This window comes from Janthinobacterium saanense, assembly GCF_014200675.1.
GTDB lineage: Bacteria > Pseudomonadota > Gammaproteobacteria > Burkholderiales > Burkholderiaceae_D > Janthinobacterium.
Window position 1 is genome coordinate 89,319 of the sequence record NZ_JACHCI010000002.1, and the last position, 21,128, is coordinate 110,446.

General features: G+C 59.5%; 22 protein-coding genes. 15 read left to right on the top strand and 7 right to left on the bottom strand.

All coding sequences use genetic code 11. From position 1 onward, the window contains the following. Positions 1-2 precede the first annotated feature (2 nt). Positions 3-1,829 (bottom strand): right-handed parallel beta-helix repeat-containing protein, encoded by a 1,827-nt coding sequence (locus HDE72_RS03130; RefSeq protein WP_183737279.1) that lies wholly within the window; start codon positions 1,827-1,829, stop codon positions 3-5. Positions 1,830-1,926: 97 nt separating this feature from the next. Between HDE72_RS03130 and HDE72_RS03135 the strand changes: the two genes are divergently transcribed. Beyond that, positions 1,927-2,661 carry a CatA-like O-acetyltransferase gene (locus tag HDE72_RS03135; RefSeq protein WP_311735194.1) on the top strand — a complete coding sequence of 245 codons (735 nt, stop codon included), beginning with the start codon at positions 1,927-1,929 and terminating at the stop codon, positions 2,659-2,661. Here HDE72_RS03135 and HDE72_RS03140 read toward each other — a convergent pair. Next, on the bottom strand, positions 2,658-3,425 hold the full coding sequence (locus tag HDE72_RS03140; protein ID WP_183737280.1) for an AraC family transcriptional regulator: 768 nt from the start codon (positions 3,423-3,425) through the stop codon (positions 2,658-2,660). The genes HDE72_RS03135 and HDE72_RS03140 overlap by 4 nt on opposite strands. A gap of 91 nt (positions 3,426-3,516) precedes the next feature. Between HDE72_RS03140 and HDE72_RS03145 the strand changes: the two genes are divergently transcribed. Continuing rightward, on the top strand, positions 3,517-4,308 hold the full coding sequence (locus HDE72_RS03145) for an alpha/beta fold hydrolase (RefSeq protein WP_183737281.1): 792 nt from the start codon (positions 3,517-3,519) through the stop codon (positions 4,306-4,308). Here HDE72_RS03145 and HDE72_RS03150 read toward each other — a convergent pair. Further along, positions 4,267-4,908 carry a LysE family translocator gene (locus HDE72_RS03150; RefSeq protein ID WP_183737282.1) on the bottom strand — a complete coding sequence of 214 codons (642 nt, stop codon included), beginning with the start codon at positions 4,906-4,908 and terminating at the stop codon, positions 4,267-4,269. The two genes, HDE72_RS03145 and HDE72_RS03150, sit on opposite strands and share 42 nt — an antisense overlap. Before the next feature lie 54 nt (positions 4,909-4,962). Further along, positions 4,963-6,051, bottom strand: a complete 1,089-nt coding sequence (locus HDE72_RS03155; RefSeq protein WP_183737283.1) for a YeiH family protein — start codon at positions 6,049-6,051, stop codon at positions 4,963-4,965. Positions 6,052-6,151: 100 nt separating this feature from the next. On the opposite strand from HDE72_RS03155, the gene HDE72_RS03160 reads away from it, so the two are divergent. The 5 genes from HDE72_RS03160 to HDE72_RS03180 all read left to right on the top strand — a co-directional run bounded on the left by HDE72_RS03160 (position 6,152) and on the right by HDE72_RS03180 (position 9,040). Further along, positions 6,152-7,054 carry a LysR family transcriptional regulator gene (locus tag HDE72_RS03160; RefSeq protein WP_183737284.1) on the top strand — a complete coding sequence of 301 codons (903 nt, stop codon included), beginning with the start codon at positions 6,152-6,154 and terminating at the stop codon, positions 7,052-7,054. Between the two features lie 43 nt (positions 7,055-7,097). After that, the gene (locus tag HDE72_RS03165) at positions 7,098-7,670 is read left to right on the top strand and encodes a helix-turn-helix domain-containing protein (protein ID WP_183737285.1); all 573 of its coding nucleotides are present in this window, start codon (positions 7,098-7,100) and stop codon (positions 7,668-7,670) included. Positions 7,671-7,677: 7 nt separating this feature from the next. Beyond that, positions 7,678-8,214: a GNAT family N-acetyltransferase gene (locus HDE72_RS03170; RefSeq protein WP_183737286.1), complete on the top strand. Its 537-nt coding sequence runs from the start codon at positions 7,678-7,680 to the stop codon at positions 8,212-8,214. A 168-nt stretch (positions 8,215-8,382) separates the two neighbouring features. Then, positions 8,383-8,646: a DUF378 domain-containing protein gene (locus HDE72_RS03175; protein ID WP_183737287.1), complete on the top strand. Its 264-nt coding sequence runs from the start codon at positions 8,383-8,385 to the stop codon at positions 8,644-8,646. 37 nt (positions 8,647-8,683) lie between these two features. Further along, positions 8,684-9,040: a hypothetical protein gene (locus tag HDE72_RS03180; protein ID WP_183737288.1), complete on the top strand. Its 357-nt coding sequence runs from the start codon at positions 8,684-8,686 to the stop codon at positions 9,038-9,040. Between the two features lie 203 nt (positions 9,041-9,243). On the opposite strand, the gene HDE72_RS03185 is transcribed toward HDE72_RS03180, so the two are convergent. Together HDE72_RS03185 and HDE72_RS03190 are read right to left on the bottom strand one after the other, a co-directional pair. After that, positions 9,244-9,672 carry a c-type cytochrome gene (locus HDE72_RS03185; protein ID WP_183737289.1) on the bottom strand — a complete coding sequence of 143 codons (429 nt, stop codon included), beginning with the start codon at positions 9,670-9,672 and terminating at the stop codon, positions 9,244-9,246. Between the two features lie 82 nt (positions 9,673-9,754). Continuing rightward, positions 9,755-10,633 carry an EamA family transporter gene (locus HDE72_RS03190; RefSeq protein WP_183737290.1) on the bottom strand — a complete coding sequence of 293 codons (879 nt, stop codon included), beginning with the start codon at positions 10,631-10,633 and terminating at the stop codon, positions 9,755-9,757. Positions 10,634-10,794: 161 nt separating this feature from the next. Here HDE72_RS03190 and HDE72_RS03195 point away from each other — a divergent pair, with 161 nt between their 5' ends. Together HDE72_RS03195 and HDE72_RS03200 are read left to right on the top strand one after the other, a co-directional pair. Beyond that, the gene (locus HDE72_RS03195) at positions 10,795-11,055 is read left to right on the top strand and encodes a hypothetical protein (RefSeq protein ID WP_183737291.1); all 261 of its coding nucleotides are present in this window, start codon (positions 10,795-10,797) and stop codon (positions 11,053-11,055) included. A gap of 203 nt (positions 11,056-11,258) precedes the next feature. After that, the gene (locus tag HDE72_RS03200; RefSeq protein WP_183737292.1) at positions 11,259-11,915 is read left to right on the top strand and encodes a hypothetical protein; all 657 of its coding nucleotides are present in this window, start codon (positions 11,259-11,261) and stop codon (positions 11,913-11,915) included. Positions 11,916-11,978: 63 nt separating this feature from the next. Here the strand turns inward: HDE72_RS03200 and HDE72_RS03205 are convergent, their stop codons facing one another. Beyond that, the gene (locus HDE72_RS03205; RefSeq protein WP_183737293.1) at positions 11,979-12,917 is read right to left on the bottom strand and encodes an alpha/beta hydrolase family protein; all 939 of its coding nucleotides are present in this window, start codon (positions 12,915-12,917) and stop codon (positions 11,979-11,981) included. A 545-nt stretch (positions 12,918-13,462) separates the two neighbouring features. Here HDE72_RS03205 and HDE72_RS03210 point away from each other — a divergent pair. From HDE72_RS03210 to HDE72_RS03235, 6 genes are all read left to right on the top strand, one after another. After that, positions 13,463-13,996, top strand: coding sequence for an NMCC_0638 family (lipo)protein (locus HDE72_RS03210; RefSeq protein ID WP_183737294.1), 534 nt, complete (start codon positions 13,463-13,465; stop codon positions 13,994-13,996). Between the two features lie 156 nt (positions 13,997-14,152). Continuing rightward, positions 14,153-15,694, top strand: a complete 1,542-nt coding sequence (locus HDE72_RS03215; protein WP_183737295.1) for a cryptochrome/photolyase family protein — start codon at positions 14,153-14,155, stop codon at positions 15,692-15,694. A 575-nt stretch (positions 15,695-16,269) separates the two neighbouring features. After that, the gene (locus tag HDE72_RS03220) at positions 16,270-17,664 is read left to right on the top strand and encodes a methyltransferase domain-containing protein (protein ID WP_183737296.1); all 1,395 of its coding nucleotides are present in this window, start codon (positions 16,270-16,272) and stop codon (positions 17,662-17,664) included. Then, positions 17,664-19,019, top strand: a complete 1,356-nt coding sequence (locus tag HDE72_RS03225; RefSeq protein WP_183737658.1) for a sensor histidine kinase — start codon at positions 17,664-17,666, stop codon at positions 19,017-19,019. Before HDE72_RS03220 ends, HDE72_RS03225 begins: the two co-directional genes overlap by 1 nt. Continuing rightward, the gene (locus HDE72_RS03230) at positions 19,009-20,121 is read left to right on the top strand and encodes a response regulator (RefSeq protein WP_183737297.1); all 1,113 of its coding nucleotides are present in this window, start codon (positions 19,009-19,011) and stop codon (positions 20,119-20,121) included. The genes HDE72_RS03225 and HDE72_RS03230 overlap by 11 nt, the downstream gene beginning before the upstream one ends. After that, positions 20,114-21,127, top strand: a complete 1,014-nt coding sequence (locus tag HDE72_RS03235; protein WP_183737298.1) for a response regulator — start codon at positions 20,114-20,116, stop codon at positions 21,125-21,127. Before HDE72_RS03230 ends, HDE72_RS03235 begins: the two co-directional genes overlap by 8 nt. Position 21,128 lies beyond the last annotated feature (1 nt).

Below are 21,128 nucleotides of genomic sequence, written 5' to 3' on the forward strand. Positions count from 1 at the left end.
CGTTACCAGTTGTTGCCGCTCAGCGTGGCCTGGTAGCCGGTGGAGTAGTTGGCAAATGGAACTTTACCCGCACTGACGCCACTGACCGTATTGTTGCTGATAGTCGCGCTGCCCGTGGGCGCGGGGTAGAACGGTGCGCCGATCACCACGCCGTTGCGCCATGGCGCCGTCACGGTATTTTGTGTCAGGCGGATATTGGTCGAGGTCGAGAAACCGATGGCGTCATACAGGGAAGCGACGATGGTATTGTTGCTGACTTCGATATCGTCGACGATGCCCACGTTCTGGCCATCGCTGCCATTGCCGATATGCAGCGCCGGCTGGCCCTGGTCGAAACCATTGCCGCCGGAGCGCACGATGGTGTTGCCAGTGATGCGCGACGAGTGCAGGTCGCTGCCATTGACGCCAAAGCGGCCAACGCCCAGGCCGGTATAGCGGGCCGTGTCGGCGATGTAGTTATTTGCCACCAGGTGGCCGCTGCCGCCATACACGCCGAGGGCCTTGCCATTCCAGGCGCCGATGATGGTGTTGTTGGTCTGGGTGATATTGCTCATCGGCGAGTAAAACACGCGGCCGTGGTCGGTATCGTTGTAGTCGACCGAGTTGATCGCCATGCCATCGTCGCCGGTGCCGCGCACAAAGTTATTGGTCGCGGTCAGGTAGTTGCCGACTGTGGCGTCGAGCGCCACGTTATTGAGGTTGCAGCCATCGGCCCAGATCGACGTCAGCCGGTTATTGCGCACGGTGCCGCCAGTGCCCGAGGCCCAGAAACCGGACAAGACGTGCTGGGTCCAGATGTTTTCCGCCAGCCAATTGGTGCCGGTGGTATCCATCGCGCCGCCGGCGCCATCGACCGGTTCGCGGCTGCGCGAGTTGGAGTCCACATGGAAGTTGCGCACCGTCGACGACGTCACCTGGAAGATCGCGCCCAGGCCGTTGGCATTCGGCAGCGGCACGTCGCGGTAAATCGTGCTGTACCACATGCCCGCGCCTTCGATGGTAATGCCCTTGGCGACCAGGCCATTCGTGCCTTTCAGGTAAAAAGTACCTTGAGGTATCCAAAGGCTCTTGTTTTGCGACTGCGCCTGGTTGATGCAATTCTGGATCGCGCTGGTGCTGTCCACCGCGTTCGGATTGCCCATGCCATTGGTCGGCGCCGTATCGGCGACCGCGCCGCAACTGGTGATGGCGATGGAATTGGCGGGCTGGGCCAGCGGCGCAGGCGGGTTTTCAACGTCGATCACATCGATATTGTAGAAAGCAGCCGTATTGTCGCTATCCTTGCGCAGGGAAAACGTGCTGCCCGGACCAATCGGATCGCCGACGATGAAGGCGTGGCTTTCGTCGAAGAAGGCGCGCGGCTTGCCCGAGGCCGGGTTCTGGTCGCTGGCCTGGTATTCCTGGCCCTCGTAAATCCAGCTTTGGCGCGAGTTCAGGTTCAGGTGCTGGCGGAACACGCCGTTGACGTACAGGTTCAGCGTGGCCGTCATGCCACCGCCGCCCGGCGCGTCGGGGATGCTGGCGCGCACGTTGATGAAACTGATCGCCTTGCCGGTATTGTTGCTCCACCATACTTCCTGATTATTGCCGGTCAATGCGACGTAGGCGTGGCCCGACGATTCGAGTTCCGGACTGGCAAAGCGCGTGGTGGGCGCCGCCGTCAGTGACACGATTTTTGCGCCGTTGACCAGGGTGCCGGCTTCGGCTTCATAGCTGGTGAAAGGCGTGGTCGCGCCCACGCCGGCGTGGGCATGGGTCGCGGCCAGCAGGCTGGCGGCGGTGGCCAATGCCGTCATGGTCATGGTCTGTGTGAGTTTGCTTCGCTTCATGGAGTCGCTCTTCCTTGGTGGAGGGGTAACAGGTCGCTGGAATGCTGCCGGGTGATCTAATTAATTTCAATATAGCATGAAACTTTAGATGGTTTCCGTGGAAAGAATTACATATTGGAAATTTATTTCGACGACTTACGGCACGCGCATGGACTTGCCTGCGGCCTTGCCCATCGTCTACACTCGCCCCATGAAAAATTTTGAAAAGCGGCGCGACCGCTACGAGCTGTTCCGCGCCTTCGAGAACCCCCTTGTCAACATCAACTTCCATCTGGACGTGCCGGATTTCCGTCCGTATTGCAAGGCGCGCCAACTCCCTGTATTCCATTTCTTCCTGTTTTGCGTGCTGAACACGGTCAAGCAAAGCGACAATTTCCTGTACCGCATCTACCAGGATGAGGTCATCAAGATCGATGATTTTCCGGCGTCCTACACGGTCATCAATTGCGACGATAACCTCAATTACACGCGTTTCGAGATGACCGACCAGCTCGACCTGTTCATCGCGCGCAGCCTGGAAGCGAAACGTTTCGCCGAAGCCAGTTCCGCGCTGATCAATACGGGCGAAGATGCCAGCGAACGCGAGCGGCGCAACAATGTCTACGTCACCAGCCTGCCGTGGCTGGACATGAAGGCCATCGAGCATCCCGTCTACAAGCACCGCGACGCCGATATCCCGACTTTTACCTGGGGCAAGTTTGGTCCCGCGCAAGACGATGGCCGCATGACTGTACCGTTTTCAGTGCAGGCGCACCACGGTTTTGTCGATGGTTATCACATCCAGAAGCTGGCGCAAGATCTGGCGGACAAGATCGCCAGCATGATTGCTTAAGGCAGGTATTCGCTGGGCGCCTTGCCCAGCACCTTGCGAAACGCTGCCGTAAAGGCGCTGGCACTGCCATAACCGAGGTCAAACGCCACGCGCGTGACAGCCTGCCCTTCGGCTAGCCGCGTGATGGCGCTCAGCAGACAGGCTTGCTGCCGCCATTGCGCAAAGCCCAGCCCCGTTTGCTGGCGAAACAAGCGCGTAAAAGTGCGCCGGCTCATGTTCGCCCTGGCCGCCATGGTGTCCAGGCCGATGTCCAGGCTGGGCTGCTGGAATAATTGCGTGCACAGCCGGGCCAGCCTGGGGTCTTGCGGCAATGGTGCATTGAGCGCCAGCGGCGTCATGGCCGCGATTTCATCGAGCAGCAAGGCCATCAGCCTGCCGTCGCGCGCGTTTTCTACATATAAGGCATCTAACTTGACGGCTTCGGCCAGCAACTGGCGCAGCAGCGGCGATGTCTCCAGCACGCTGCAATGGCCGGGCAGGCTGGCCACGGCTTGCGCACGGATAAAGACATTGAGCATGAGCACTTCGCCATGCATCTGCATGCCGTGTTCCAGCCCGGCGGGCAGCCAGCAGGCGCGCTGCGGCGGCACCAGCCAGTTGCCTTGCGGCGTCAACACGCTGATGGCGCCCGTGGCGGCATAGGCAAACTGGCCGCGCGGGTGGCTGTGCAGGGGAAAGCGCAAGCCCGCTGCATAGTTGCGGGCCGTCGCAATCAGCTCGCGTGGCAGTTCGGTATAGAAGTGAGGATGATCGGGTTCAAGCATGGCCTGAACTCTATACTATTTGACCTATCATCGAAAGTGGGCCTGTTTGCGTCGTTCTATCATGCATTTTTTAAAGTGCGCAGGAGCTGTCATGCTCAATACCTCTCACCGCGTGGGGCACGGCCCCCACGCCATCATCGTGCTGCATGGCTGGTTTGGCGATGCGCACGCGTTTGCGCCGATGGAACAATGGCTCGATGGCGTCGCCTTCACTTATGTGTTCATGGATCAGCGCGGTTACGGCGGCATGCGCGGTGTGGAGGGCGATTACAGCATAGCCGAGGTGGCTGTTGATGCGCTGGCGCTGGCCGACCACCTGGGTTTTAAATGTTTCAGCGTGATCGGCCACTCCATGGGCGGCATGGTGGCGGAGAAGATCGCCTTGCTGGCGCCGCAGCGCCTGCGCGCACTGGTGGCCGTGGCGCCCGTGCCCAGTTGCGGCGTGGCAATGGAGGATGCCGCACGCGCGCTGTTCCTGGGTGCCGCCGATAATCTGGCCGCGCGGCGCAGCATCATCGAGCGCAGCACGGGTGGCCGCCTGCCTTGCGCGTGGCTGGACTGGAAGGCGGCTTATTCCTGGGAGTGTTGTGATACGGCCGCGTTTGCGGCGTATTTCCTGGCCTGGAGCGGGACGGATTTCAGTGCGCAAGTGCGGGCGCAGCGCTCATCTTTGCCGGTGCTGGCGCTGGCCGGCGAGCACGATCCCCGTTTTGACCGCGCCCTGATGCAGCAGACTTATCTGGCGTGCTACCCGCAAGCCAGGCTGGAAGTGCTGGCCAATGCGGGGCATTACCCGATGAATGAAACGCCGCTGGCGCTGGTGGCCAGTATCGAAGCGTTCCTAGGCAGCCTTGGCACGCAGGCGCAGCAAGCTCAAGCCTAACAGCACGAAAGCGCCGCCCGAGATGCGGTTGAACAGGCGTGCGCGCGCCGGATTGGCCAGCTGGCTTTTCAGCAAGCGCGCCAGCAGGGCGTAAAACAGATGGGCCGCCATCGCGCAGGCCACAAACGTCGTGGTCAGGACGGTGAATTGCATCGCCACCGGCTGGCCTTGCACCATGAACTGCGGGAACAGGGCAGAGAAGAACAGGATGGCCTTGGGATTGGTCAAAGCCACCATCATGCCCTGGCGATACAGCTTGCCATTCGAATTGGGATTGGCCGCGCCCGGCTGTTGCGGCGCATTGGCGACGATGCTGGTCTTGCTGCGCCACTGCTTGATGCCCAGGTAGACCAGGTACAGGGCGCCAGCCAGTTTCAGCAGCATGAAGGCAGTGGCCGAGGTGGCCAGCACCACGCCCATGCCGGCCATGGCGATGCCGGAAATAATGAACAGCCCCGTGCCATTGCCCATGCTGCTGATCATGGCGCGGCGCGGGCCGACGGCGATGGAGTTCGAAATGGCCAGCAAGACGGCCGGGCCGGGCGAAAAAGTGACTAGCAGGGAGACGCTGCAAAACAGCAGCCAGTTCGAGATATGCATGGTATTTCCTGAAGGGCAATGGAGGCAAGAGCACAGCCCTGCATTGTAGCCTGCCTAGCTGAACAGTGTGAACAGGGCTGCGACCAGATGGTTGATGACGGCGCCGCCCACGATCAGCCAGGCAAACAGCAGGCCGCCCAGCAGCAGCGGCTTGAAGCCGGCGCGGCGGATGGCCGACAGATGCGTGCTCAAGCCCAGGGCCGCCATGGCCATGGCCAGCAAGGCCGTGTCGATATCGGTAATGGACGCCACCAGCTTGCCAGGCAGCCAATCCAGCGAATTGAAGGCCACCGCGGCGATAAAGATAAAGGCAAACCAGGGGATGGCCAGCCTGGCTGCGGGCTTGCTTTCTCCTTTGCCCGCGCTTTTGCTGCGGGCCAGCACGGCTGACAGTATCACCAGGAAGGGCGCCAGCATCATCACGCGCACCATCTTGGCGATCACGGCGGCGTTGGCCGTGTCCTGGCTGATCGCCTTGCCGGCCGCCACTACTTGCGCCACTTCATGCACGGTGGAACCGATATACACGCCGAAGCTTGCCGGGGTGGCGCCCAGCAGCTGCCAGTGCAGATTGGCTTGATACAGCAGCGGATACACAAAGATGGCCAGGGTGCCGAACACCACCACCGTCGACACCGCCACCGTCACCTCTTCCGCACGGCCCTTGAGCACCGGTTCGGTGGCCATCACGGCTGCTGCGCCGCAAATCGAGCTGCCCGCGCCGATCAGGATGGCGCTGTTGCGCTCCAGCTTGAATACCTTGGTGCCCAGCAACAGGGCCAGGCCCAAGGTGGACGTCAGCACCAGCGCATCGATGGCGATACCGGCCAGGCCCACCTGGCCGATGTCCTGGAAAGTCAGGCGGAAGCCGTACAGGATGATGCCCAGGCGCAGCAGGCTTTGCTTGGAAAATGTGACGCCGGCATCGCAGGCTGGCGCGAGTTTCGGGTAAGCAGTGTTGCCCAGGATAATGCCGACGATGATGGCCAGGGTCAGCGCGCTCATGCCGTGCGTTTGCATCCATTCCAGCTTGCCCAGCTGTATCGCCGCACAGGCGATGATGGCGCTCAGCAGCAGGCCGGGCAAGAGGCGGCTACAGCGGTCTGAAAAGCTGTTGCTGCCGGTAGTCGATAGGGATGGCATGGTGTACTCCGTTGTATGCGTATGCCATTACTGTACAGACAGGTAATTAAATGGTAAAACGGATTGTTTTTGTATATTCAAGCTGAAAAACAGGTAGATTATGTCTTTGACCTTACGACAATTGCAGATATTCCTGGCTGTGGCCGATACCGGCAGCACCAGTGCCGCCGCCGGGCTGATCGCCTTATCGCAATCGGCCACCAGCGCCGCCTTGAATGAGCTGGAAACCTTGCTGAGTGCGCAACTGTTCGACCGGGTGGGAAAACGCCTGGTGCTGAACGACAATGGCCGTTTGCTGTTGCCGCAAGCGCGGCAGATGCGCGACGCGGCCGCAGGCATCGCACGCCAGTTCGCGGGCGCCGACCCGTCTGTGTCGGTCAGCCTGCAAATCGGCGCCAGCACCACCATCGGCATCTATCTGCTGCCGCAGATACTGGCCCAGGCGGTACGCCAACACGGGCCCAGCATCCCGCAAGTGATGATTGCCAACACGGCCGATATCGCTGCCGCCGTGGCGGAATTCCGTGTCGATATCGGTTTGATCGAAGGGCCATGCCATGAGGCGGGCTTGCTGGTGGAACCCTGGCTCGCCGACCAGATGCTGATCGTGGCGGCGCCCTCGCATCCGCTGGCGCAACTGCGGCATTTGCTGAGTTTTGCCGAGCTGAACCAGGCTGGCTGGTTGTTGCGCGAAGCGGGCTCGGGCACGCGCGAAGCGGTGGAGCAGGCGCTGGTCCCGTATTTGCATTATCTGCGGCCGGCCGGTGAATTCTCCAATTCCGAAGCAATCAAATATGGCGCGGCTGCCGGCCTGGGCATCGCCTGCTTGTCGCACGTGGTGGTGGCCGACTTGCTGGCCAGCGGACAACTGGTGGTGCTCGACACCATGCTGCCGCCCCTGCAGCGCAATTTCTACCTGATACGGCAGGCTAAAAAAGTGCTGTCGCCGAGGCTGTCTGGCTTTTTGGAGCTGTGCCGGCAGGCAAGGCACGCGCCAGCCTGAACTTTGCTTGCTGAAATCCCATATGTGGAATATATTCCCAAATATGGAAAATTTAATGCAGCAAGACGATGGCACGGAACAGCGGCTGGCCCAGCGCCTCAAGCAGTTGCGTGTCGAACAGGGCTGGTCGCTGGACCAGTTGGCCACGCAAAGCCAGATCAGCCGCGCCACCTTGTCGCGCATGGAAAATGCCGAAGTCAGTCCCACTACCAGCGTGCTGGGCCGCTTGTGCGCCGTGTATGGCCTCAGCATGTCGCGTTTGATGCGCATGGTGGAAGACGATTTTCCACCCTTGCTGCGGCGCGAAGAGCAGCCGGTCTGGAGCGATACGCAAGCGGGTTTCCAGCGCCGCTCCGTCTCGCCGCCCTCGCATGCGCTGGCCGGCGAGGCGCTCGAATGCATTCTGGCTGCGGGTGCGCACATTGCCTACCCGGCGTCGCCCCGGCCCGGCATGGAGCACCATTTATTACTGCAGGAAGGCCAGTTGACGGTGACCCTGGAGGGCAAAAGTTACGTTTTGCACGCTGGCGACTGCCTGCGCTATCAATTATCCGGCCCCAGTGCCTTCGATGCAGGACCGGCAGCCGGCGCCCGCTATTTTTTATTCATTGTCTGAGACTGCCATGACCGCCGCCGATTCTATCCTCATCCGCTCCTGCGCCGTATCCGATATCGAGCAGCATTTGCCGCAACTGGCCGGGCTGCTGCAAGCCTGCGTGCACGATGGCGCCAGCATCGGTTTCATCCTGCCTTTCACGCTGCCCGAAAGCACGGCCTTCTGGACGCAAAACGTGCTGCCGGCCGTGCAGCGTGGCCGGCGTTTGCTGCTGGTCGCCGAGCAGAAGGGACAGATTGTGGGCACGGTACAACTGGACTGGGATAGCCCCGCCAACCAGCAGCACCGGGCCGAAGTGCGCAAGCTGATGGTCAGCCCCGACTATCGCCGGCGCGGCATCGCGCGTTTGCTGATGCAGGAAGTGGAAGCGCGGGCGTGCCAGCTGCCGCGCAGTCTGCTGACCCTCGATACGCGCTCGGACGACCATGCCGAACCGCTGTATGTATCGCTCGGTTACACGATGGCAGGCGTCATTCCCGGCTATGCGCTGGCGGTCGACCATGGCGGGCTGGACGCCACCACCATCATGTACAAGCAGCTGTAGCCGGGTTCGCTGCCACGCTGTTGCCGGATAAAATCACCTGATCAATTCCAGAGTTCTCCTACGCAGACACCCGGCATCGTCCGACTGCTGCCTGCGTCTGCCGCGCCTACACTGTGATCTCGACGAGCCTGGCGACAGGCTTTCCTTGGTTATCTTCAGGAGGGCAAGATGGCGAATATTCAAGCGGGAACGGATGGCATAATCAGCACAGAGCGGGTTGCACGGCGCATGAATGCGCTGGACTGGGTCGCCATGGTGCTGTTGATCATAGGCGGCTTGAACTGGGCGCTGGTAGGCTTGTTCGATATCGATATCGTGGCCCGCATCCTGGGCGTCATGAGCACAGCCTCGCGCGGCGTGTATGTGCTGGTGGGCCTGGCGGCAATCTATTCGATTTATCTGTGCGTGAAAAAGCTGCCGGCCACGCCGTGATTTGAGCGACCGTACTATCTTGAGACAGGAGGAAGCCATGCCTACAGGCGCCAGTCCCAAACGCGAGCGCGAATTCAAGCAACTGGAAAAGAGCTTCAAGCAGGAGGGACGTTATCGTGGCCGCGAAGAAGAAGTCGCGGCCCGCATCGTCAACAAGCAGCGGGCTGAACAGGGCGAAACCAAACCGGCCAAAACGGCGCGCGATACCGAAAAGGCTGGCAAGGCGCCTGAGCGCAATCTGCCCAATCTGCCCATAGACGGCTACCAGCACCTGACGGTAGCGCAAGTGCGCAAGAAGCTCGCGGGCTTGAGCACTGCCCAGTTACGGCGGGTGCGCGATTATGAAGCGGCGCACAAGAAGCGCAAGGGCGTGCTCGAGGCGCTGGACAAGTAGGTTTGACGTTTTTTGAATACCCTTGCGATGCCAAGAAGTTAAACGGCCTGCACACAAAGCCATTCAACCCAACAGCGAGAGTGCCAAGGTCGTACCCTCAGGGTACGATCCTAGGGTTTGCTGCTGGGTTGCAAGGCGATGATAAATAACTCGACCATCATAGTTTCAGCCAGTCTAAGCTTATCGGGCTTACGCGTGGCTGCTTATTGCGTGCGCAGGTAAGCCAGCAAGTCGGCCACTTGCTGCTGGTCGCTGATACCCCAGAAGCGCATATTGTTACCGGGGACGAAGTCGCTGGGGGCTTTCAGGAAGTTGGCCAGGTTTTGCTCGGTCCAGACGAAGTTGGCATTCTTCATGGCAGGCGAATACCTGTAATCGGTGGTCGAGCCAGCTTTGCGGCCGATCACGCCTGTCAGTGTAGGCCCAAAGCCGCCGCGCGCCGACGGCCCGACCTGGTGGCAGGACGCGCACTTGTGAAATGCGGCCTTGCCCGCTTCAGCGTTGCCCTTCAGCGCAGGGGCCGCCGGGGCAGCGTGCGCGGTGATACAGTGCGCCGTCAGCAGCGCGGCCGCCAGTATCGAAGGCAGGCGGGGAGGGCGAGTCGGAAGGCCGTGATGGAGAAAACTTTTCATGGTTGCAGCAGAGTAGTGCTTGAGTGACTAGCAGCTATTTTACAGGGCAGGGCAATCGCCTGCCTGTGCACGCATTGATGTCTTATCGTTTGGCGCCCTGTGCTCCCAGCGCAGCCATGGCCGAAGCAAACACGATGCAGGCTATCGCCAGCCACTGGATCAGGCTCAGGTGTTCGCCCAATACCAGCATGGCGGCCAGCGCGCTGATCGCGGGTGCGGCGCTGCTGAACATGCCGAACACGCCTTGCGGCAAGCGGCGCAAGGCAAAGATTTCCAGGGAATATGGCAGGGCGCTGGACAGCATGGCGATTGCCAATCCCATCAAGGCAATCGATGGCACCAGCAAGGCGGTACCCGAATAACTCACGCCGAGCGGCACCATCAGCACGGCGGCCACCGTCATGCCCCAGGCCACCGCCTGGCCACCTTGCAAGGTCGAGGCGCGCTTGCCGAAGATGATATACAGCGCCCAGCACAGCGCTGCGCCGAGCGCATAAGCCACGCCCACAGGGTTCAGACTGCCCGCGCCACCCTGCAGCGGCAGCAGCAGATATAGTCCAAACACGGCGCAAGCCACCGCCAGCAAGTCGCGCGGCCGGCGCGACGACAGCATCGCCACCGCCAGCGGACCCGTCACCTCGATGGCCACCGCAATGCCGATCGGTATCAGCGCAAACGCCCGGTAAATCAGCAGATTCATCAGCCCCAGCACGGAACCGTAGATCAGCAGATTGACTACATCCTTGCGCTCAAGCCGGAACCGCCACGGCCGCACGATCGCCAGCAAGATCAGCGCCGAAAATCCCACCCGGTACGCCGTAATGCCTTCCACGCCGATCACCGGAAACAGCTGCTTGGCCATCGCCGCCCCCAGGTTGACGGAAATCTGCCCTCCCAGAACGGCCAGGGAAGGGAGCAGGAAGCTGTCGGGAACGGGGGAAGTCGTGGTGGTGGAGGTCATGGGCTGCTATTTTAATACGTAAGAGCCATAGCTGCCGACTGCATGGAAGAAAGGAAGATTTGTCCCGGGAGTCGCTTTTTTCTGTTGTTATATTATCAAATGCGTTAGAGTTTCAGATGTGTCTGCTAACGGCTAGAGCCAGAGATTGCATCAACGCAACCATGCGTGCAGTTTTCTTGTTGCTAATTGATATAGGAAAGAAATTGATGAGAAATGATTTATGGTTGGGTGTCGGAGTTTTAGCATCTTTAATTTCAGGATGCACTCAATCTTCGCCAGAAAAGAGTGCAGAAGACATTGAAAAAATTGCGTTTGATTGTGGGACCACAAAACCACAAATGGAGGCATGGTTTGCAACGCACAAGACCGGTTGGGCGGAACATGTTGCAGAGGGATTAAAGTGCATCGAAGATCATCCGTAAGCCGCGAGAGAAAATTCTCGTAGCAATCACGCTAGCCATCAATTTCCTGTCATCGATCAATTTGCCGGGTAAAGTGAATCAATCCTGGGGCATAGGAGCGAGTCTCCTGAACGCTTCGACTATTGGCCCATCGCTGCAGTGTGGGAGTCATCCACTGTGGTGGCCCCAGAAGTATACATTGCAACAGACTAGACAAGGGAGATATGGGTACTTACGGCGCCAGACTGCTTCACGATGATATGGCGAACGATGTGCGAGATGATTTCCTGAATCTTCTTCGAAAAAGCCATTCTGCAGAAGAATCGTCGAAACTGCTTTTGTCTCTATGGTCTGCGTCGATTGACGATAGCGACGATGCTCCCATTTTTTGGCTGGCATTAGCCGCGACACAATATGAGTACGGATGTCTGCAGGCGGAAGTGAGACAGCAGGCTGTGGCGGTGATTGATGCAGGTTCGGACCTGACGCGCTGGTCTGGAAAGTTGTTGGAACGGCGGCGCGGGATACTGGAAGAGCTGCGCACAAAGTTACTCGGCCCCCAGCTTAAATCCAGACGTCCCCGAAAGATCAAGACGTCTGAACCATCGCCCAGGCATGAAGCGGCAGCACCGGACGGCCGCGGCAAGGCGGTAGCAGTGAGTATCCCTGGTACTGATCTTATGCAGGTCTATCTGCAGCGCGAGGTCGGTGCGGCGCGCGGCGGGGGAAGCGTGTTCCTCGCTTTTTGCACTTTTGACGACGTGCAATTGAAATGGTTGCCGGGACCGGTATTGCATGTTACTTATCCTGCTGAAACTGTAGTGCAGCAGCAGCTTGGCGAGCATTTTTTCTCTGGAGAGATTATTCCTGTTGTCTATTAGGCCAGGGAATAAGGAAGCACATGGCGCAGCGCCTCTGATATCGTCAGCAATTGCATTGAACGCTTATTGAAGGTAAGCCTTGCCATATCCACCATCCAGCTTGCCCTTGGCCCAATCGGCCATCAAGTCATAAAACCCCGGCGCGATGTTGCTGTACTTGCGCGTTCCATCGGCTGCCACGGTGTAATTGCGCATGCCGTGGTCGGTATCGGGGAAGAGATACATCGTAATATCCTGGCCCTGCTTGCGCAGCGACGACAGGCGTTCTACCGTCAGCGCCACCGGGGCTTGGCGGTCTTCGGCGGCCAGTGCCCACAGTTGCGGTACTTTGACTGTGCTCAACACTTGCAAGGGCTTGAGCGACCAGTCGATATCGTATTTGTCGAAGCGCGGTATGCCTTTGCTGCGCAGTTCATCAACCGGTATGCTCAACAGCACGCCCGTATAACCGCCCTTGATGGCCGCAAACCAGGGTTCTTTGCCATATAGAATTTGTACCTTGGCCAGCTCGTCCAAACCATCCTTGTAGCCGCTTTTCACCACCCTGGCCGTGATGTCGGTGATGGTCTTGCCGTGGGCAATGATGTCGTCGCCATACCCCTGGTCGTGCAATTGCCTGGCTACCTGCTCCGCGTCCTGTTCCGCAATGTCGGCTACCAGGCCAAAGCCTATGCCCAGAAATTCTGCTTTGGCGCGCGTTGCTGCGAGCGGAGCGATCCAGCCACCCTGGCTGACGCCAAACAGGCCGAAACGGCCATAGCGGCCCTCGGCCAGCTTTTTGGCCGTCAACGAGGCGGCCACCAGATCGTCGGCCAGGCGGGGCAGGTTTTGCGTGTATTCACCCTCGGAAAGTCCGGTGCCGCGCTTGTCGTAGACAAACACGGATACGCCACGACCCACCATCTGGTATGGATCGCGCGCACGGTCTATCCAGCCGCTTTCTTCGGAGCCATGCGCATAAATGACCAGCGGCGTCTGTTTTCCTGTAGCGGGAGCTTCCATCAAGCGGCCTGCCAGCATCACGCCATGCGATGCGAAGCGCGTATTAATTTCTGTAATGGCAATTTTTGGCCAGATTTCCTGGCCCCGCACCCGTACTGCTCCGCTTTCGCATACGACCAGAGGGGCAGCATCTTGCGTATTGCCGATGACACCATCGCTAAAAGTGTAGCCAAAGCCTTTGCCTGCTTTCGTGATGCTGAGAAAAGTGGTCTGATCCTTGCGATAAATACCTGTCTCGCAGGCAGCCGGAACAAGTGCGTTTGTGATGGCAGTTGCTTGCTCTGCCGCGATCGACGGGCCGACAGCCGTGAGCGCGAACACGAGGAGGGGAAGAATACGGAGGCGGGAGGAAGGTGTCATGAAGCAATAGTAGCGCAAGATGCTGTCGCTTTGTTAAGGAAATGATGAATGCGAGATGAAAGCAAGATGAAAGGGAGCTCACTGCGCTGGTCAGCGAGTGCCTTTGAGCCAGGATGGTCAATCCGGTATGATGGTTTATTCAACCAGGCGGTTATATGTTGGAGACAATATGGAGACCATAAGTAATGAAAAAAATAATCAACTATATGATGGGTGTGCTCGCCTTGAGCACCCTGTGCGCCGCCCACGCTGAATCGGATAAAACAATAGCAGCACTGGGCATGCAGCTGTTTATGGGCGTTTGCGTTCCTTCGCGCGGTGATGCTGATGTGATCGAAGCAGGCTTGAAAAACATCAAGATGGTCGAATTGACGGCGGAACGTGCCAAGCCTTTCCTGGCCGACGCAGTTGGCAAAGTCTGGTCCAGTCAGGAAACGGGTGGCCAATTTAGCGTGGCTGCAACAGCGCCGCAAACCTGTACGGTTTTTATCGACCAGACTGATCCGCAAGAATTAAAGCGCGAGTTCGAGCGCTGGCTGCCACCAGCTGGTAGTGGTTTTATCGTAAAAAAGGAAGCGGACGACAAGCAGGGCGAGGTGGAAACAGCCTCCTATGCCATTTTACGCGACGACAAGCTGGTGTTCAGCTGGGTATTGCGGACTGCGCAAAGGCCACAAGGTGGTATCGGTACAGTTTCAGTGCGGGCAGCGGCGAATTAATTGAGCATGCTAAGAGTGCAGATCTGGTGTTGTTTTTGAATGCGCAGGCTAGTCTTTAGCAATAACACCAGCATAAAAAAGTCTTCACCATACCCGGCTTGCACGGTAAAGTCCGGCATCGGAATAACCGTGTGGCTTGAGCCACAGCACATCCTCATGACTGCACCCAAACATACCCTGCGCCTGATCCTGGGTGACCAGCTCAATCTGCAACATCGCTGGTTCAGCGACGTGGACGACGCCACGACCTATATCCTGATGGAAGTGCGGCAAGAAACGGATTATGTGCTGCACCATGCGCAAAAAATCCTGGCCATCTTTGCGGCCATGCGCGAGATGGCGCGGCAGTTGCACGCGGCTGGCCACCGGGTGCATTACATCACGATCGATGATGTGGAGAGCGTGCGCTCGATACCGGACAATATCGAAGCGCTGATTGTCCATTATCGCGCCAGCGCGTTTGAATACCAGGCGCCCGACGAGTGGCGCCTCGATGAACAGCTGTATCAGCATGGGCGCCGCTCCGGCATACCGTGGCTGATGGTCGACAGCGATCATTTTTATACTACGCGTAATGCAGCGGCCGATATTTTCGCCGGGCGCAAACAATGGCTGATGGAGTTTTTCTACCGCCAGATGCGCCTTGCACACGCGGTCTTGATGGCCGATGCGAAAAAGCCGGTCGGCGACCAGTGGAATTTTGACCACGATAACCGCAAGCCCTGGCGCGGCACGCCGTTTGAACCAAAAGATCCCCGCACCCTGCACGACCACACGCTGCTGTGGAACACCATCGTGGCAGCGGGCGTAAAAAGCTTTGGCGCGCCCAAGGCCGATTGTCTGCCCTGGGCTTTGAACCGCGAAGAGGCTTTGCTGCAGCTTGACGCCTTTATTGGCAATGCCTTGCCGCATTTCGGCGATTTTCAGGATGCCATGAGCAGCCAGGCCTGGCGTTTGTTTCACTCGTTATTATCGTTTGCGCTGAATGTGAAAATGCTCAATCCACGTGAAGTCGTGGCCAGGGCGGAAGCGGCTTACCATGCGGGCCATGCGCCATTGGCCGCAGTGGAAGGCTTTATCCGGCAGATTTTGGGCTGGCGCGAATATGTGCGCGGTGTGTACTGGGCGCATATGCCGGGCTACCAAAACAAAAACTTCTTTGGCCATACGCGTGCATTGCCGTCCTGGTTTTGGGATGGCAAAACAAAAATGCATTGCCTGTCACAAGCGATTAGCCAGTCGCTGGAACAAGCCCACGCCCATCATATCCAGCGCCTGATGGTGATCGGTAATTTTGCCTTGCTGGCCGGCCTGGATCCGGCCGAAGTGCATCACTGGTACCTGGGCATTTATATCGATGCCTTTGAATGGGTGGAACTACCGAATACGGTGGGCATGAGCCAGTTTGGCGATGGCGGTTTATTGGCCACCAAGCCGTATGTCTCCAGCGCTGCTTACATCGACCGCATGAGCGATTATTGCAAGGGCTGTCATTACGATAAAAAGGCACGCATCGGTGACAAGGCTTGTCCATTTAATGCCCTGTATTGGGACTTTTTCCATCGCAATGCGCGCGTACTGGAACGCAATCCCCGTATCGGCATGGCTTATCGCCAGCTGGAGAAGATGGATGATGCAGCGATTGCGGATTTCAAACAGCAGGCGGCGAAGATGTTGGGCAACTTGAATGCCTTGTGATGAATGGCGGGGAGGGCAGCAATGCTGCCACCATCACGGCATCAGGTCTACCCGGCACCGGGTACTGCGGCGGCCTGACGCTGTGGGCCACGGCGCCGTTGCTCAGTGGTAGGGGCTGGCAGCGGCTACTGCAGTTATTTTCAGGCCGAGTTCGATCTCGTGCGCGCGCACAAAGCCATCTGGCTATTTCAGGCGCATGGTGACGATAGCGAGGCCGTGGCCGCCTATCCAGATTTTCACGACGCCAGCAATTGTTGCCCTTCCTTCCAGCGCTGTCGCTGTCCGGCACGGTATCAAGAGGGAGAACTTGCGCTGCTGTGGCGTTTGCGCACTGGAAATGTCTTCCTTTCAGCAACGATTGCCCGTGTTGTTGCATCCAGTGTACACTCGGCAAGAGAAAGCAGGAAGACGCGCAGTGGCGTCATGCTCTTAAATGGTTTATATGGTTTAGCTCGATTCAATGGATGGCGCTCTGGCGGCTGCCGCCCCGCGTGCCTTGCCCTCAACCCGTTTGGCCCCAGGCGCGCCCGTGCAGCCCGTGCGTCCGGGACCAGGCATCTTGACCATGTCCTATCGTGTATTCACAATCGCAAATCGATCCAGTCGTCAGTTTTCGCACTACCCAAGGTGAGGTAATCCGCGGCACTATTTTCAATCTGCAGCGCAATTCGATGGTGATGGAGATTTACAATCCCGAAGCCATCGTGCAGGTCAGTGAAGTGCTCAATGAATTGACGGTACGCATGGGGGCAAAAAACGCCTACATCGGCAAGGCCGTGGTGATCAGCAGCGTCAATACGGGCTTGACGGCGATTATTTCAGTCACCCTGATCGACGAGTGGCGTGCCTTGAGCGAGGTGGTGCTGGTGAAGGGCGCCGTGGCGCGCGAGGCCATGGCCTTTGTGTCGGGCTGGGGCGAGCGCTTCCGCATCCGCAGCGATTATCAGATCGTCGTCAACGAGATGCGCGCCTTTCTGTCGGAAGTGGCGCGCTGGGTCGAGCAGGTCGACCTGTCCGACGCCTGGCCCAAGGAAAATGGCCGCCTGCGCGCCGACATCTTTGATGAACTGGCGCTGCCGCTGATGGCGCAAACCCAGCATTATTTGCGCCAGCTGGAGGCGGCGGCAGCGCTGGTCGATATTGAACATGCGCCTGCCCATCGCGCTTTTGCCCAGGCGGCCTTGCACCCCTTGATCCTGCGCGCACCCTTTGTTTTTCGCACCTTCACCAAGCCGCTCGGCTATGCCGGCGACTACCAGATGGTGAATCAGTTGCTGGACGATCCGCGCCAGGGACCGAGCACCTATTTTCAGATCGTCAATGCGGCTTTCCTGCAGGCGGCCGTGGCCATCGCGCACCGCAACCGCATCGATATCCTGACCGAGTTTCTCGCCCACAAGGCGTCCCTGGCGCGTGCGGCCGGGCGCGTCTTCAAGGTGCTCAACGTGGGCTGCGGCCCGGCCATCGAGGTGCAGCGCTTTCTGGAAAGCTGTCCCGACGCGCAATGGCTGAGCTTTGAACTGGTGGACTTCAGCGTCGAAACGCTGGAATGGACGCGCGCGCGCCTGGCCGCCATCCTGCAGCGCACGGGACGTGATGTGGAGATCCGCTATGTGCACGATTCCGTGCATAATCTGCTCAAGCGGCGGCGGGGCAACGGTGCGGCCATCGAGCCCGACAACTGCGACGTGGTGTATTGCGCCGGCCTGTTCGACTATCTGTCCGACAAGGTCTGCACGCGTTTGCTGCAGCATTTTGCTGGCCGGGTAGGGGCGGGCGGGCGTTTGCTGGTGACGAATGTGCACGCCAATAATCCCGGCAAGTTCGGCATGGAGCATTTGCTTGAGTGGCATTTGATCTATCGCAATGAAGAGAGTTTGTCCGCCTTGCTGCCCGCGCACGCGACAGCGCACCATATCTATGTCGATGCCACGGGCGTCAATGTCTTTGCCGAGGTGAGCATTTCATGATGGATAACGCAGGCTTGCTGGAGGCCTATGCGGCGACCCTGCGCAATTTTCGCCTGGAGTTCAGCCGCGGCGGAGCATATACGGGCATCGTGCTGATACTGCTGGGCATGGGGCTCGACTCGGCCCTGTATCCCGGCAAGCAGGCCGCCTTCACAGGCGCGCGCATCCTGGTGGCGGCCCTGATACTGTGCGTGGTGCTGGCCATGCGCACGCGCTGGGCGCAGGAACGCATACAGTGGCTGACGTTTATGTGGCTGCTGCTGCCGCAATTGATGATCGCCTGGATGATTGCCGTGACCGAGGGCGCTGCATCGATCTATTATGTAGGCATGACCCTGGCGATTTATTCCTCCGGCATCGTGCTGGCCTTTGGCCTGTGGCAAAACATGGTTTTTGGCGCAGTGTCATGCCTGCTGTATGTCTGCGCCTGCGTCTGGTATGCGCGCGGCTTTGACTTGCGGGCCGCCTTTGTCGTCAACACCCTGTTCCTGGTCATGTCGGCCAGCATCAGTACCGTGTTTACCTATTTTAATGAGCGCGCCCGCTTCATGCTGTTCCAGCTGAAGGCGGAAGTGGCGCAGAAAAACATGCAGCTTGAGGAAACCAACCGCAACCTGGCCGATATCAAAGGGCAGATGCTGCAGCAGGAAAAGATGGCCGCCATCGGTACGCTGGCGGCGGGCTTGCTGCACGAAGTCAATAACCCTGTCAATTTTTGCATGATGGCGATCGAAGTCGCCATCGAAGACCCGGCCGCCAAGAAAAGCGCGCTGATCAGTGAATGCCTGACCGACGCCAGGCAGGGCATGCTGCGTGTGCAGCACATCGTGTCGGATCTGAAAACCTTTGCTTATCGCAAGAATGGCAAGCAGCTGGAAAACGGCCATTTCCCGTTTGCCCGCGCGCTGGACGCGGCCATCCGCCTGGTGGGCCATGAAACGAAAGGCGTCAGCATCGTGCGTGAGCTGCCCGACGATACATTGGTGCGCGGTGACGAGGCCGCCATCGTTGGCGTACTGATCAATCTGCTGGGCAATGCCGCACTGTCCATGCGCAAGCGCAATGCGCCGCCGTTCGAGATCCGCATCAGCGCCCGCTGGGATGGCGACCGGCTGCGAATCGGCGTGCGCGACAATGGCCCCGGCATTGCGCCGGAAAACCTGGCGCGTGTGTTTGAACCATTCTTCACCACCCGCGAAGTGGGGCAGGGACTGGGGCTGGGCTTGAGCATCAGCTATGGCGTGATCGAGCGCCACGGCGGCACCCTGAGCGCCGAAAGCGAGTTCGGCGCCTGGGCCAGCATGAATTTCGACTTGCCCCGGCCGGATTGGGAGGGGCATCAACATGAAAGATGATAGCCGCGCCACCGTGCTGTACGTCGATGATGAAGAGCTGGCGTGCAAGTATTTCAGCCACACAGTCGGCGCGCGCTACCGTGTGCTGACGGCGCCCGGTGTCGATGCTGCCCTGGCCTTGCTGGTCGGCACGGGCGGCGAGGTCGACGTACTGGTCACCGATTACCGCATGCCGGGCCGACTGGGCAGTGAATTGCTGCAGGAAGTGGCGCGCCTGTATCCGCATATCGTGTGCATGCTGGTGACAGCCTATGCCGACAAGCAAGTGTTGCTTGAACTGATCAATGGCGGCACCTTGTTCCGCCTGCTGGAAAAGCCCTTCGACATGCCGTCCATGTTGAACGCGCTGCAGCTGGCCGTGCAGACGGGGCGCGAACGGGCGGCCCGCCGCCAGGGTTTGATGGCCATCGATGAATCGCTGGCTTTCCTGGCGCATGAATTGAATACCCCGCTGGGGGCGATCGCCAATTTTGCGCGCGGCATCGAGCGGCGCGCGGGCGTGGCCGACACGCCAGCGGCCGAGCTTGTCGAAGCGGCGGCCCTGATGCATGAGAATGCCCGTTATTGCCTGGCGATCCTGGCCAGCTTTGTCGACACCGTACGCCTGGCCAGCGCCGGACCTGGCATGCAGGCAGGGCGGGGACGCCACGCCGCCAGCGCGGGGCAAGTGCTGGCGGGGCTGCTCGACAGCTATCCTTTGTCGGCCAGCCAGCGTGCCGCCATCACGCTGGCTATCGAAGACGATTTCGCCATCAGCGAGTCGCCCAACTGTGTCGCACTGATCCTGTCCTCGGTGCTGGGCCATGCCTTGCGACGGCTGGCCGGCCACCCGCATCCGCTGCTGCTGTTCACGGTCGGCAATGGCCATATCAGCCTGAACGATAACGGCGCCGCCATCCTGCCGGATTTGCCTGAGCGTTTGTTGCATGATCCCATCACTAACGATAGCGTAGCAGAGCCTGCCTGGAGTATGATTTTCTGTCAGCGCATGATGCATTCTTTTGGTGGCAATATCGATATCGGTATTGTTGGCAATGGCGCTGACAGCGAGACGACTGTCACCCTGAGTTTTCCAGTCCACATAAGGAATGAGCATGATTGACGCCAAGCTGCCTTTGCCGCCCCAGCGCGCGCCTGAGCAGGAACTGCCGACGATACTGTATGTCGATGACGAAGCCAACGCCTTGAAATATTTTCAGCGCGCCATCGCACCGATGGCCGAAGTCCTGACCGCCACCTCGGTGGAAGAGGGCAAGCGCATCCTCGATGAGCACGGCGGGCGGATCGCCGTGCTGGTATCGGACCAGCGCATGCCTGGTGCCTACGGCAATGCGTTGCTGTCCTATGCCTGGGACCGCCACCCGCACATCGTGCGCATCCTGACCACCGCGTATTCCGAGCTGGAGCATACGGTGGAAGCGGTCAACCAGGGGCAGATACACCGCTACATCCAGAAACCGTGGGATATCGCGGCCCTGCGCATGGAATTGAAGCAGGCGCTGGACCTGGCCCAGCTGCGCAACGAGCATGCGCAATTGCTGCGTGAAAAATTGCTGGTGCGCCAGCGGCAGGCGATCGCCAACCGCATCGGCAGCTTGTACCTGCTGTGCGCCAGCCTGGCCGGGCCGGAGCAGCAATTGCCGGTGGAAGCCTATCTGTCGGCGGCGCTGACGGCCGGCGTGACGCCGCCCGAGCCCGACTGGCTGACGATGGACCATGCCGACCTGGTCAGTTCCGAAGCGTTCCGCAGCACCGCATTTGCCGCGGCCGTACGCCAGCAACTGGACAAGCTGGAGCGCGACCATCCGGGGCCGGGGGTGGAGCAAGCCTTCGAGATGCTGCAGCCCGTATTTGGGGAAGCGCTGCAAGACAGAGGCGGCACGGCGCTGTTTCTCGAATCCCGTCTGCTGACGGAGTTTCTGGAAACGCCGACCGGCACGCCGGTGTCGGCCGTGCACGCGTTCTGGCTGGCCAGCCTGTTATGGCTGGCGCGGCGCGGCTGGTCGCTGCATTTGAGTTCCAGCGAGCACGGTTTGCAGGGCCGGCTGGTACAGGCCGAGCCAGCATTAAAACCCGATCATCTGGCCGCCTGGATAGAGCAGTTTTAAA

Coding starts and splice junctions, on each gene's coding strand:
- HDE72_RS03130 (WP_183737279.1), bottom strand. CDS start 1,829: ATGAAGCGAAGCAAACTCACACAGACCATGACCATGACGGCATTGGCC.
- HDE72_RS03140 (WP_183737280.1), bottom strand. CDS start 3,425: ATGCTTGAACCCGATCATCCTCACTTCTATACCGAACTGCCACGCGAG.
- HDE72_RS03145 (WP_183737281.1), top strand. CDS start 3,517: ATGCTCAATACCTCTCACCGCGTGGGGCACGGCCCCCACGCCATCATC.
- HDE72_RS03150 (WP_183737282.1), bottom strand. CDS start 4,908: ATGCATATCTCGAACTGGCTGCTGTTTTGCAGCGTCTCCCTGCTAGTC.
- HDE72_RS03155 (WP_183737283.1), bottom strand. CDS start 6,051: ATGCCATCCCTATCGACTACCGGCAGCAACAGCTTTTCAGACCGCTGT.
- HDE72_RS03160 (WP_183737284.1), top strand. CDS start 6,152: ATGTCTTTGACCTTACGACAATTGCAGATATTCCTGGCTGTGGCCGAT.
- HDE72_RS03165 (WP_183737285.1), top strand. CDS start 7,098: ATGGAAAATTTAATGCAGCAAGACGATGGCACGGAACAGCGGCTGGCC.
- HDE72_RS03170 (WP_183737286.1), top strand. CDS start 7,678: ATGACCGCCGCCGATTCTATCCTCATCCGCTCCTGCGCCGTATCCGAT.
- HDE72_RS03175 (WP_183737287.1), top strand. CDS start 8,383: ATGGCGAATATTCAAGCGGGAACGGATGGCATAATCAGCACAGAGCGG.
- HDE72_RS03180 (WP_183737288.1), top strand. CDS start 8,684: ATGCCTACAGGCGCCAGTCCCAAACGCGAGCGCGAATTCAAGCAACTG.
- HDE72_RS03185 (WP_183737289.1), bottom strand. CDS start 9,672: ATGAAAAGTTTTCTCCATCACGGCCTTCCGACTCGCCCTCCCCGCCTG.
- HDE72_RS03190 (WP_183737290.1), bottom strand. CDS start 10,633: ATGACCTCCACCACCACGACTTCCCCCGTTCCCGACAGCTTCCTGCTC.
- HDE72_RS03195 (WP_183737291.1), top strand. CDS start 10,795: ATGCGTGCAGTTTTCTTGTTGCTAATTGATATAGGAAAGAAATTGATG.
- HDE72_RS03200 (WP_183737292.1), top strand. CDS start 11,259: ATGGGTACTTACGGCGCCAGACTGCTTCACGATGATATGGCGAACGAT.
- HDE72_RS03205 (WP_183737293.1), bottom strand. CDS start 12,917: ATGGAAGCTCCCGCTACAGGAAAACAGACGCCGCTGGTCATTTATGCG.
- HDE72_RS03210 (WP_183737294.1), top strand. CDS start 13,463: ATGAAAAAAATAATCAACTATATGATGGGTGTGCTCGCCTTGAGCACC.
- HDE72_RS03215 (WP_183737295.1), top strand. CDS start 14,153: ATGACTGCACCCAAACATACCCTGCGCCTGATCCTGGGTGACCAGCTC.
- HDE72_RS03225 (WP_183737658.1), top strand. CDS start 17,664: ATGGATAACGCAGGCTTGCTGGAGGCCTATGCGGCGACCCTGCGCAAT.
- HDE72_RS03230 (WP_183737297.1), top strand. CDS start 19,009: ATGAAAGATGATAGCCGCGCCACCGTGCTGTACGTCGATGATGAAGAG.
- HDE72_RS03235 (WP_183737298.1), top strand. CDS start 20,114: ATGATTGACGCCAAGCTGCCTTTGCCGCCCCAGCGCGCGCCTGAGCAG.